The organism is Gilliamella sp. LMG 34361 (genome assembly GCF_984569075.1).
The window spans coordinates 743,769-756,314 of record NZ_OZ474903.1; the positions used below are offsets into that span (position 1 = coordinate 743,769).

The window sequence follows — 12,546 nt, forward strand, 5'->3', positions numbered from 1 at the left end:
CGTATATCAGTTTAAACACTGTTATACTGGCCCAATTTTGTCTTCATTAACTTATCAATAACCTAGTGTTTGATACAATTTTGAAAGATTAATTGATACATCGCAGTAACTACACCAGCGAGGTCACAGCCATGCCAATAATGAATTAGTATTGGTTTAGTTGAGTTTTTAATTGTTTTAAGAATTTAGATAATTTTTTATCGACTATCTTACCTGTTTAAAGATTGATCAAAATCCCATCGATTCCAGTATTGACAACTAATAAAACACAAGCAGCACAACAAAAAGCTCACTATTTTGTCATTTTATATAATAGTGAGCCATTAATTGTTGCTTTTTACATTATTAAATTTAATTCTTAAGTTTATTGCTGACGTTTTTTGATAAATTCAACGATGTCGGCAACTTTTACCAATTCCTTATCGCCGCCACCCGCACGATGTTTATATTCTACGTCACCATTATCAAGGTTACGTTCACCAATAACAATAGTATGAGGAATACCGATTAACTCAGCATCAGCAAACATAACACCAGGGCGCTCTTTACGGTCGTCAAATAATACTTCAATACCGGCAGCTTGTAGATCGGCATAAAGTTTTTCTGCAGTCGCTTGTACTCTTTCAGATTTGTGCATATTCATTGGAATGATAACAACGCTAAATGGTGCTATGGCTTCTGGCCAAATAATTCCACGATCGTCATGGCATTGTTCAATTGCAGCAGCAACTATTCGGCTAACGCCAATACCATAACAACCCATGATCATCACATGATTTTGTCCATCTTCACCTTGCACTGTTGCTTTCATTGCTTCTGAATATTTAGTACCAAGTTGGAAGATATGCCCAACTTCAATACCACGCTTAATTTGCAATGTGCCTTTGCCGTCAGGGCTAATATCACCTTCGACTACATTACGAATATCTTCGACGCGAGGTAAAGCAACATCGCGTTCCCAATTGATATTAAAATAGTGTTTATGGTCAATATTGGCACCAGCACCAAAATCACTCATTACAGCAACATCACGGTCAATAATCATTGGCATATTTAGGTTTATTGGTCCTAAAGAGCCCGGTCCAGCATTGACTAACGCACGAATTTCATCTTCGCTTGCAAATTCAAGTGGAGACGCCACAATATCGATTTTTTCCGCTTTGATTTCGTTTAAGGTATGATCACCACGCACTAATAGAGCCACTAGTTGGTGACCACTCTCTTTAGTGGCTTTAACCATTAATGTTTTAACGGTTTTTTCAATTGGTAAATTGAATTGTGCGACTAATTCATCTATAGTTTTGGCATTTGGAGTATCAACTAATTGCATCTCTTTGGTTGGCGCTTGGCGTGTTTGGCTTGGCGCTTGAGCCTGTGCCATTTCAATATTGGCGGCATAATCGGATTCCGTTGAAAAGACGATATCATCTTCGCCACTATCCGCTAATACTTGGAATTCATGTGACCAGTTACCACCAATTGAGCCAGTATCAGCACGTACCGCTCTAAAATTTAAGCCAGCCCGAGTAAATACTGCACTATATGCCTTATACATATCATCATACGTCTCTTGTAATGATTCTTGCGAGGTGTGGAACGAGTATGCATCTTTCATAATAAATTCACGTGAGCGCATCACACCAAAACGAGGGCGGACTTCGTCACGGAATTTAGTTTGAATTTGATAAACATTTAGCGGTAATTGCTTATAAGAGCTTACTTCATTACGAAGTAAGTCAGTGATTACTTCTTCATGAGTTGGACCTAAGACAAAATCACGATCACCACGATCTTTAATACGTAATAATTCAGGACCATATTGTTCCCAGCGGCCACTTTCTTGCCATATATCGGCAGGTTGTACCACCGGCATTAATACTTCAATTGCACCGGCTTTATTCATCTCTTCACGAACAATATTTTCCACTTTTTTTAGTACACGATAACCAGTGGGTAGCCATGTATACAATCCGGCAGCAACTTTACGGATCATACCGGCACGTAACATTAATTGATGGCTAATTACTTCAGCATCTGCTGGTGTTTCTTTTAATGTAGATAGAAGATATTTACTGGTTCGCATACATTTATCCTGAAAAATAATTTATATATAAATATAATAAAAATGTTAGCTAGTTTAGCAGTACCAAGCGCAACACAAAAGTAATTTTATTAGTAAATATGGTTATAAATGTTTATATATGATAAATTTTCTTTTATTGAGAATAAGTTACTAAACAATATGGACAAATTGAATATACCTAAATTAAAACAACGTTTATTTTTTCTCTTCTTAGCTGTACTTATTTTATATTTACCGATTAAATGTAATAAATATCATCTGTTTGATTTAAGTTATCAAGAGGTATTAGAGTTTCATTGGTGAACTGATGGTTGTAGTCGACTGTCTAATACAACGGAATATATAATGGAATGTCCCTGTCCTGGTTTTATTAATCCTGATGACCGTATTACCATTACTGATGGTGGCGATTTATATTTTGAAAATAAGCTTTTTGGTAAATTGATATTAAAAGAAAAACCTAGTTTTTTCCACAACTCATCTGAAATATTGTCTAATGGCTTTATGGAAATTATACGGTCAGATTTAGGTATTATTTGTTACTACGATTCGATATAAAAATTTTGAGGGTTTTTAACAAAAATTAGTTGTCAAAAACCCCGTTCCTCAAAAATTTTTATGCTAATAATTTAATTTCAATTAATGGCTTGATTCGACAATTGTTATCACCATAATATAGCACTAAATATAAGTCGTTTTTAACTATAATTACGAGCAAGTCATTGATTACAAAAAGGGATAAAATGGGTTCAGTTTTTGATATATTCAAAATTGGTATAGGTCCTTCTAGTTCACATACCGTTGGTCCAATGCGAGCAGGTAAAGCATTTGTTGATGAGCTTATTGATAATGGGCAAATGTCGTTAGTGACAAAAATTGTGGCCGATATATATGGTTCTTTGTCGCTGACGGGCAAAGGCCATCATACTGATATTGCAATTATACTTGGATTATCTGGCGAAAAACCTGATACCGTTAATATTGACCAGATCCCGCATTTTATTCAAACTATTAATCAATGTTGTAAACTACCAATATATAATGGTAAATACCAAGTCGATTTTTCCAACGAGAGTATTATCTTTCACTCTACTTTTTTGCCACTACATGAAAATGCTATGACGTTAAGTGCTTACCATCATGACGAACTAATTGCGCAAAAGACTTATTATTCAGTGGGTGGTGGTAAAATTGTTGCAGAGGAATTGTTCGGTCTACAAGATCAGAATGCAATAGATGTACCTTATCCTTTTGCAACCGCCTCACAATTATTGCAGCATTGTGATGATAACTCATTGTCAATATCTAGTATTGTGTTAAAAAATGAGTTACAACACCATACTCATAAAGAAGTTGTAAATTACTTTTCTTTAGTTGGTCAAACAATGCTTGATTGTATTAAGCGAGGCATGAATACTGAAGGATTATTACCTGGAGCGCTTAAGGTTCCTCGTCGAGCAAATGCGCTTTATCGGCAATTATTGACTAGCAAAAGTAATAATGATCCAATGATTGTTATTGATTGGATAAATATGTTTGCGCTAGCGGTTAGTGAGGAAAATGCTGCCGGTGGCAGGGTAGTGACAGCGCCAACCAATGGCGCTTGTGGCATCATCCCTGCAGTACTTGCATATTATGATAAGTTTATTGATCCGGTATCCCCGGATATTTTTATTCGCTATTTTTTAACTTGTGGAGCCATCGGATTACTTTATCAAGAAAATGCCTCTATTTCTGGGGCAGAAGTTGGTTGTCAAGGTGAGGTTGGCGTGGCTTGTTCTATGGCGGCGGCAGGATTAGCTGAATTGTTAGGTGGTAATCCTCAACAGGTTTGTATGGCTGCGGAAATTGGGATGGAGCATAATTTAGGGTTAACTTGTGATCCGGTTGATGGTCAAGTGCAAGTTCCTTGTATAGAGCGCAATGCGATTGCTGCAGTCAAAGCAATTAATGCGACGCGCATGGCATTAAGGCGTACTACGGCGGCGATTGTATCGCTTGATAAGGTGATTGAAACAATGTACGAAACCGGGAAGGATATGAATGCCAAATATCGTGAAACTTCACGTGGCGGGTTAGCCATTATCGTTCATTGTAGTTAGTAATTAAGCTAACAACTCAAAATTCGCCGATTTTGTATTCGGCGACATATTATTATTATCATAATCCTTGATGATAAATCCTTACTCGATATACAAAATTATGTTTATTTTTATAACTAAACAGATAATATTTCGTTTAGACTGTCGATGATATCACTGGCTAATAAACTATATTTATTTTGTTTTTTTAGAGCCACGTCACCTGCTAGCCCATGTAAGTAAACACTTACTGGAGCAGCCGTAGTTGGCGGTAAATGTTGAGCGATAAGCCCAGCCATAATCCCAGTTAACACATCTCCACTACCGCCGGTTGCCATGCCACTATTGCCAGTTTGATTAATATAAGTAGCTTGTTCGGGTATTGTAACTATTGTTTTGGCATCTTTTAATACACAGATCAAGTGATAGTCGTTTGCGAATTTTTTAGCGGTAGATATTAGATTATCTTTTATTTTTTCAATAGGTTGATTAATTAATCTTGCCATTTCACCTAAATGTGGAGTAACAATAATTGTTGATTGAACTTGTTCCAATAATTTTATATTTTGCGCTAAAGTGTTAAGTCCATCAGCATCAATGATTATAGGAATCGTTGCATGATTTAATACATGCGATAAGATTGTGCGGGTATCATCGGATACTCCCATTCCGGGCCCAATAACAATGACAGAAGCCCAGTTTATTAGTTCTTCAAGTTTTTCTGTATCGATTTTGTTGGGAATAAATGGTGTGAATAATAGTTCAGGTAGTTGGGTTAATAAAATATCTCGATTACAAATTGGTGTGTAAATACGTACTAACCCTGCGCCGGTTTTATACGCGGCCTTAGCTGAGAAGTAGGCGGCTCCGGACATATTTTCTGATCCGGCAATAACTAACACTTTACCATGACTACCTTTATGACTGTTATTTGATCTGCACGGTAATAATTGATGCAATTCATTGGTTTGATAAGTGTAATGACTTGCAGGAACAGTTGCATAGATACCAATGTCCGCAATGGTGATTTCGCCAGCTAATTCAACGCCAGGATGGAGCGATAGACCAATTTTTGAATAAGCAAAAGTTACTGTTTGTTTAGCTTTAACTGCTGTACCAAGAATTTTACCTGTGTCACAGCAAAGTCCTGAAGGAATATCAATAGCAAGCACATCGACATTGCTTTGATTCATTTGTTCAATTGTATAAAGAAAATTGCCGGTAACTAGGCGATTAAGTCCTATACCAAAAATGGCATCAATAATAGTCGTATATTGACTAAAGGAATCGGCTAGGGACGTGATAAATTTAACATTATAATGTTGGGCAATTTTAATTTGTTGTAAGGTTTCGTCCGAAGCATTATCAACTTCACCAATCAAATACACATCAACATCAATATGCTGTAATTTAAGTAAGCGAGCTACAGCAATACCATCACCGCCATTATTACCATAACCACATACTACAGCAACTTTGTTTAAATTATAGTGATTTTTCTGAAGTTGATTTATTATCGCTAATGCGGCTCGTTCCATTAATACTAGTGAAGGTAAGCCAATTATATTTGCGGTGTAAGCATCATAATGCTTCATTTCAGATGAGGTGACTAAGTATTGCATGAGATTACCTCTCATTGTATATGAATGCCACGTTGCGTGGCAAAATCATATCGGTAAATAAATCAATTATTAGATTAAAGTTTGTTCATCTAATTGATCTTTTAATTGTTGTTTTTTTAAGTTTTCTAAAATCTTATTATGAATACCATTAAAACCACCATTACTCATAATCAAGATTGCATCGGATGGTTTAGCTGATTTAGTAATCATCTCGACTAATAAATCAATATCGCCGCTCCAATATGCAGGTTGAATACAAGCATCAACCACATCTGCAACTAACCAAGGTAGTTGTTCTGGTTGAAATATATATATTTCATCAGCACGACCTAATGAAGGTGCTAATTCATCTTTCGATATGCCTAGTTTCATGGTATTCGAACGAGGCTCTAAAACTGCTAATATTCGTCGATTTGCACCAATTTTGCTACGTAATGCCTCTAAAGTAGCTAAAATGGCAGTTGGATGATGGGCGAAGTCATCATAAATCTCAATATCATTAACTTCACCATATAACTCTAAACGTCTTTTAGCATTCAAAAACGATCCCAGTGCTAAACAAGCATCGGCCGGTTTAATACCTACATTATGTGCTGCTGCAATAGCCATTAAGGCATTATGCATATTATGCTCACCGACAAGCGAATAGTTAACTTCGCCAACCTGTTCATTGTTAAAGTAAACGGCAAACTGGCTCGCATCATTTGCGATTTTTTTCGCCATCCAGCCATTTTCTGATTCGGTGAATGATTGCTCACTCCAACAACCTTTTGCTAAAACTTGTTTTAAATTGATATCTTCTTGCGGTGAAATTATCAACCCTTTACTTGGTACTAAACGAACTAAGTGGTGGAATTGTTTTTGAATTGAACTAAGATCATCAAAAATATCTGCATGATCAAATTCTAAATTGTTCATAATTAACGTTTTTGGGCAATAATGCATAAATTTAGAACGTTTATCAAAAAAAGAACAATCATATTCATCGGCTTCAATAACGAAAAAGTTTCCTTCGCCTAACCTTGCTGATACTTCAAAATTACCTGGTACACCACCAATAACAAAACCTTGATTGTAACCCTGTTTTTCTAAAATCCAGTTAACCATTCCTGCTGTCGTTGTTTTGCCGTGCGTACCTGCCACAGCAATAACCCAGCGGTTTTTCAATACATTATCGTGTAACCATTGTGGTGCTGAAATATAAGGAATGTTGTTATCCAAGATATATTCAACACAAGGATTTCCTCTTGATAGAGCATTGCCAATGATGACCAAATCAGGTTTTGGCGTTAATTGTGAAGGATCGTCTCCTTCAATAATATCAATATGCTCTTTTTTTAATAGCGTACTCATTGGTGGGTAAACATTTTTATCTGATCCCGTTACTTTATGACCTAATGAACGAGCTATTAATGCAATGCCGCCCATAAATGTGCCACAAATCCCAAGAATATGAATATGCATTTTTTGTCCTTAATGTTGTATAAATTGTACTAATGATAAAACTGCTAGTCTTATTTTTATGGTTAACAGATCTGATTTTTGAATCTTGCAATTATAGTCGATTTTAATTGCTTATGCGATAGGCCAAATATGCCTTATCATTAATTTTAGGTTTTGATTTCCACGAAATTCATTTACATCTAAATGATAAACAATTTTTGCATTTTTTATCGTATGATCGGGCCATTGGGTTAAATTGGTATTAAAATAGATCCCTTCAATTATTGGCCCTCCATTTTTAGGTTCGAGTACCAGTTTAAGATGCTTCTCGCCAATTAAGCGTTGTTGATGAATAACAAATTCACCATCGAATGTGGGTTCGATAAATCCTTCGCCCCAAGGGCCAGATTCTTTTAATAACTTTGCTATTGAGTAATTAAAATCGTCATTATCTATTTCTCCGTCGGTTTCAATGGTTTTTTCAAGTACATCCAAATCAAGTTGTTCAGTTACCAAAGCTTCAAAAAGATCGCTGAATTGAGCTAAATCTTTTTCTTGAATACTTAATCCAGCTGCCATGGCATGACCACCAAAGCTAATTAGAATATCGGGATATCTTTGATTGAGTTCATAGAGTATATTTCGTAAGTGAATACCTTCTATTGATCGTCCCGAACCTTTTAATAATCCATCTTCCGTTGAAGCAAAACATATAGCAGGGCGATAATGTTTGTCTTTCAATCGTGCCGATACGATACCAATAATACCTTGATGCCACTTTGGATGATATACAACTAATGAATTAGGAAATGATTTTTTTTTCAGCTGTATTTGTTCAATATGGGTTAATGCTTCTTGATACATTGTTTGCTCAATTAATTTTCGATCATTATTAAGCGTATCAAGATCAGTAGCCAATTTAATTGCACTATCGTAGTCCTCACATAGTAGTAATTCTACGCTAAGCGACATACTATCCATTCGCCCAGCAGCATTTAGTCTTGGGGCTATGTAATAAGCAATATCTATGGAGGTTAACGTAAGCGGATCTCGCCTAGAGATATTTAATAATGCTTTGATTCCTTCACAACAATAACCGGCTCGAATACGTCTAATACCTTGATGAACCAATATGCGATTATTGAGGTCAAGTTTTACTACATCGGCAATGGTGCCAAGCGCAACTAAGTCTAGTAAGCTGGCAATGTTATATTCTGCTAAATTATGGTTAGCGAACCAGTTTTCCTTGCGTAGTTTTGCCCGTAACGCCAACATAAAATAAAAAGCCACGCCAACACCAGCTAAGTTTTTTGAAGGAAAAGTGCAGTTTGGTAAATTAGGATTGATAATCGCATCGGCAGCTGGTAGTTGTTCTGGGCATAAGTGGTGATCGGTAATAATGACTGCTAAATTGGATTGTTTGGCAAATTCGACTGCTTCAATAGCGGAAACCCCGTTATCAACGGTAATAATAAGATCCGCTTTTTGTAAAATTGCTTTTTTTACAACGTTGATACTTAGGCCATATCCATCATCAAAACGGTTTGGAATAATAAAATCGACAAATTGACAGCCCATTTTTTTTAACGCTATTACTGTTAATGCAGTACTTGTTGCGCCATCTGTATCAAAGTCTCCGACAATTATTATTCGCTGATTGTTCTTCATTGCTGAATAAAGGATGTCAACAGCGGTATTGGTACCATCGAGATTGTCGTAGTTACATAAGTTACGAGTGGTATAGTCCAACTCTTGCATAGACGTTATTCCACGTAAAGCATAAACTCGTTGCAATAATAACGGAATATCATTTGAAAATTCTGGTATCGTTTCGGGTAATTTACGGTGTATTAATTTATCTGCTTTCATATTATGAATGTTAGCGCTAATGCGCTAACATGCTTTTGTATTTTATATTTTAAAAATTATAAATTATACAATACTAGTTTTTAGCTTTCTTTTTTAGAATTTCGATTAACTTATCAGCAGGAACATAGCCTGAAACAAGCTGTCCATCAGGTAAAACTATTGCTGGTGTTCCATTAATACCTAATTTTTTACCAACATTAAATTGCTGCGTTACATAAGGAATCATGCTATTAGCTGGTGAAATTTTATTACCTTTATAGGCATTTTCAAAAGCAGCTTTACGATCAACCACACTCCAAATAGATTGCATATTTTTACCTACTTCACTATCCGCGCCTGCGCGTGGGAAGGCAAAATAGTGAACTGAGATACCTGCATCTAAATATTGATTAATATTTTCGTGTAATAATTTACAGTAGTGGCAAGTGTAATCAGTAAAAACTGAGATAACGTATTTTTCATTTGGTGCTTGGTAAACAATGGCATCTTTTTCAATTGATTTCATTAGTTTTAAGTTATTGTTGTTGGCAATATTTACCGGTTCACTGCCTTCAAGATTATATATTGGTCCTTGCGTTAAGAATTTACCATCATCAGTGATGTAAAAAATACCATCTGGAGTGGTAACACTTTTTAACCCTTGTATTGGGTTATTTTCGATAGTAATTTCTTTACTTGAAAACCCTAATTTTTCCATTGCTTTGTTAATGTCAGCGTTAGTTGCTAATACTGAAGTTGAGATCAACGCTAAACCTAAACTGATTACTAATTTTTTCATTCAATTATCCTTAGTTATCTAAACTGTTATGCACGAGGATGATGTTTGTTGTGCAACTGTTTTAATCTTTCTGTTGCAACATGTGTATAAATTTGTGTAGTTGATAAACTACTATGCCCAAGTAACATTTGTACCACTCGCAAATTGGCACCATGATTAAGCAAATGCGTTGCAAAAGCGTGTCTAAGTACATGAGGCGAAAGGGCTTCAATATTAATGCCCGTTAGTATGGCATAATATTTTATTCTATGCCAGAACGTCTGTCGTGTCATTTTTACCCAATCGACTCGGAAATAGCACATCAACTGGACCACTTTTTAGAAGGTCACTCCGGGCATATTTGAAATAGTATTCAAGCCAATAAATTGCTTCTTCTCCCAGTGGAACTAAGCGCTCTTTATTCCCTTTACCTACAACTCTGACCGAACCTTGTCTTAGGCTTACGTCGCTAATTTCTAAGTTAACCAATTCTAAAACACGTAATCCTGTTGCGTATAGCACTTCTAACATCGCTTTGTCACGTAACTCTAGTGGGCCCAATACTTGGCGATTCAAGTAGGGTATCAACTTGTAGCTCGGTTAGATCTTTGGGCAACTTTTTAGGTAATTTGGGGGGATGACAATATAGTTGATGGATCATCGGTTCGATAATTTTCTTGGTATAAGTATTGAAAAAACGTTTAGTTGCACTAAGTAAGCGAGCTGAGCGACTAGCTTTGTAACCATCTTTAACGCGTTGCAATGAAAATTCCTACAAATTACTCGATTGTGCTATGAGAAAATTAACTTGTTGTAATTGCAGTTATTGGCCTAATGCGAACAGATCAAGCTTATAAGAATCAATGGTATTTTCAGCGAGATTTCGTTCTAACCAAATTGAATCTAAAAATTGTTCAATCAGGATTTTATTCTGGGGTGATATATCTTTATCAGACATTAAATGCCAACTCTTTTTTCGACAGTTCTTTAATATTATATACTAACTGAGGACAAGTTGCTGATAGGTTCAGATTATAGGCTAGTATAATACTTTTTTGATATTCAATTAATATGCATTACATCATAGACATCTAAAATTGAAATGTTCTGATAATAACAAACATTAATAGGTTACATACCTTTTTGCTGCGTGTTTACACATTTCGCATTGCAATAAAAATCATTGAGTTTTTTCATATTGTTTAGATAAATGATGAAAAAAGTCAATTGATTTTCATAAGTTATCATCAATTCATTATTATCTAGCGATATAGATTACATAGATTTGATGAATCACCATTATCACTATAATAAAAAAGTTTACTAAAGCTATCTGTTGTCAAATGATAGTTTTCTAATTCATTTTTTTAATTTCTAAAAAAATCACTTAGGTTTGATCGATTATTAATCTCTTGCTTATTTTTTTAATGTTTAAAATCGCGTCATAAAAAATAAGATTTCTTTATGGTGACTAATTATTAAGTCACTTAAAACTTTTACGCTTTTTCATATTAAAATCTTTATTAAAAAAATGATTGAGAACTTTCTACTTTTTTACTGTTCTATTTTAGATAGATAATGACTATCATCATATCTTAAAATTTAACCTATTCATAAAATAATTCTTCATCTTTTGGTTGCCAAAAAAAAGCAAAGTAATTTTCACCGATAAAAAAGAGTTTATTGTCCATATAAATCGCCTGATTGCCATTCAATAAAAAATTAGTTAATCGGGTATTTTCGATATTTTGGAAAGTGATATATTCCAACTCATTACTTATATCAATACCTACTTTCTTAAAATTTTCAACCTGTTGTTGGTATAAGTTTTCATTATTAAAAAACTTTTTAGTATTGATTTTATTCAGAGTTATTGGGTATGACTGTTGATAATTGAGACAAAAAATATTTTCTTCTATATTTAGCGTCATAATCATATCATAAAAATTATTTTTATCCTCAAGATAAGAACGTAAATAGTTATTGGCTTGAAAGTTGGATAACAAAAGACTTTTTGAGGAGTGCTTTTTTTTATCTTTCGGTGGAAATTGATTATAACATTCCGATGTCACAGGAATTTCTTTAAATTTCCCATTTTGGTTTACTTGATAATGTTGGATTTCAATAGTTTCATCTTCAAAACGTTGCCAACGTTCAATTGAATAGTTTTTATCTATATTAAAATAACGATAGCCAACAGGAAGCCCGTATTCTCCAGGTCCACCCCTTGTCGTTGTCCTATAACTAAAAATCAATAGTTTATCTGAAACTTTATCATTGTCTGAAAATAAATATAAATATGAATCATCTTCTCCACTTTCCATAATATAACTAATAATATATGGATTAATATTTGAAGAAATTGAGGGTAATTTCGCTGCTAATATATAATCCCCTTCGTATGAAGGAATATCCAAATACTTTTTATAATGGGCAGGTATTTCTTTTAATGAGTTTTCCATATACAAGTTAAACACATCTTTATCATTTAAAGGAGCTTCAATAATTGGTAGTTGTGTCAACTCTTTTGAAAATGATTTGTCATTTGATATAGCGTATAAATTAGGTAAATGTAAAAATAATAGCAATAATAAAAATAATTTAATTTTTTTCATATCCACAAAATCCTTTATATAATGTTATATGAGACATACTGATTTTATTTGAAAAGCTAAAATTTAGTATTCAAAA

The 12,546-nt window shown here is 34.5% G+C and carries 8 protein-coding genes and 2 pseudogenes; 2 read left to right on the top strand and 8 right to left on the bottom strand.

Features of this window, described 5'->3' with window-relative positions; genetic code table 11:
* Nucleotides 1-364: 364 nt before the first annotated feature.
* Nucleotides 365-2,083 (bottom strand): proline--tRNA ligase, encoded by a 1,719-nt coding sequence (gene proS, locus AC5LXI_RS03605; protein ID WP_493443563.1) that lies wholly within the window; start codon nucleotides 2,081-2,083, stop codon nucleotides 365-367.
* Between the two features lie 345 nt (nucleotides 2,084-2,428).
* Between proS and AC5LXI_RS03610 the strand changes: the two genes are divergently transcribed.
* Together AC5LXI_RS03610 and AC5LXI_RS03615 are read left to right on the top strand one after the other, a co-directional pair.
* The gene (locus tag AC5LXI_RS03610; protein ID WP_493443564.1) at nucleotides 2,429-2,641 is read left to right on the top strand and encodes a hypothetical protein; all 213 of its coding nucleotides are present in this window, start codon (nucleotides 2,429-2,431) and stop codon (nucleotides 2,639-2,641) included.
* A 185-nt stretch (nucleotides 2,642-2,826) separates the two neighbouring features.
* Entirely contained in the window at nucleotides 2,827-4,185 is a 1,359-nt protein-coding gene (locus AC5LXI_RS03615) for an L-serine ammonia-lyase (protein ID WP_493443565.1), read from the top strand.
* A gap of 116 nt (nucleotides 4,186-4,301) precedes the next feature.
* Here AC5LXI_RS03615 and AC5LXI_RS03620 read toward each other — a convergent pair whose 3' ends face one another.
* The 7 genes and pseudogenes from AC5LXI_RS03620 to AC5LXI_RS03650 all read right to left on the bottom strand — a co-directional run bounded on the left by AC5LXI_RS03620 (nucleotide 4,302) and on the right by AC5LXI_RS03650 (nucleotide 12,470).
* Nucleotides 4,302-5,786: an NAD(P)H-hydrate dehydratase gene (locus AC5LXI_RS03620; protein ID WP_493443566.1), complete on the bottom strand. Its 1,485-nt coding sequence runs from the start codon at nucleotides 5,784-5,786 to the stop codon at nucleotides 4,302-4,304.
* Between the two features lie 69 nt (nucleotides 5,787-5,855).
* Nucleotides 5,856-7,250: a UDP-N-acetylmuramate:L-alanyl-gamma-D-glutamyl-meso-diaminopimelate ligase gene (gene mpl, locus AC5LXI_RS03625; RefSeq protein ID WP_493443567.1), complete on the bottom strand. Its 1,395-nt coding sequence runs from the start codon at nucleotides 7,248-7,250 to the stop codon at nucleotides 5,856-5,858.
* A 111-nt stretch (nucleotides 7,251-7,361) separates the two neighbouring features.
* Complete coding sequence (gene recJ / locus AC5LXI_RS03630) at nucleotides 7,362-9,098, bottom strand: single-stranded-DNA-specific exonuclease RecJ (RefSeq protein WP_493443568.1); 1,737 nt, start codon at nucleotides 9,096-9,098, stop codon at nucleotides 7,362-7,364.
* A gap of 73 nt (nucleotides 9,099-9,171) precedes the next feature.
* Complete coding sequence (gene dsbC / locus AC5LXI_RS03635) at nucleotides 9,172-9,876, bottom strand: bifunctional protein-disulfide isomerase/oxidoreductase DsbC (protein WP_493443569.1); 705 nt, start codon at nucleotides 9,874-9,876, stop codon at nucleotides 9,172-9,174.
* A gap of 26 nt (nucleotides 9,877-9,902) precedes the next feature.
* A pseudogene (locus AC5LXI_RS03640) lies at nucleotides 9,903-10,606 on the bottom strand (site-specific tyrosine recombinase XerD); the annotation flags it as partial.
* Nucleotides 10,607-10,681: 75 nt separating this feature from the next.
* Nucleotides 10,682-10,813, bottom strand: a pseudogene (locus AC5LXI_RS03645) (site-specific integrase); the annotation flags it as partial.
* Nucleotides 10,814-11,462: 649 nt separating this feature from the next.
* Complete coding sequence (locus AC5LXI_RS03650; protein WP_493443570.1) at nucleotides 11,463-12,470, bottom strand: hypothetical protein; 1,008 nt, start codon at nucleotides 12,468-12,470, stop codon at nucleotides 11,463-11,465.
* Nucleotides 12,471-12,546 lie beyond the last annotated feature (76 nt).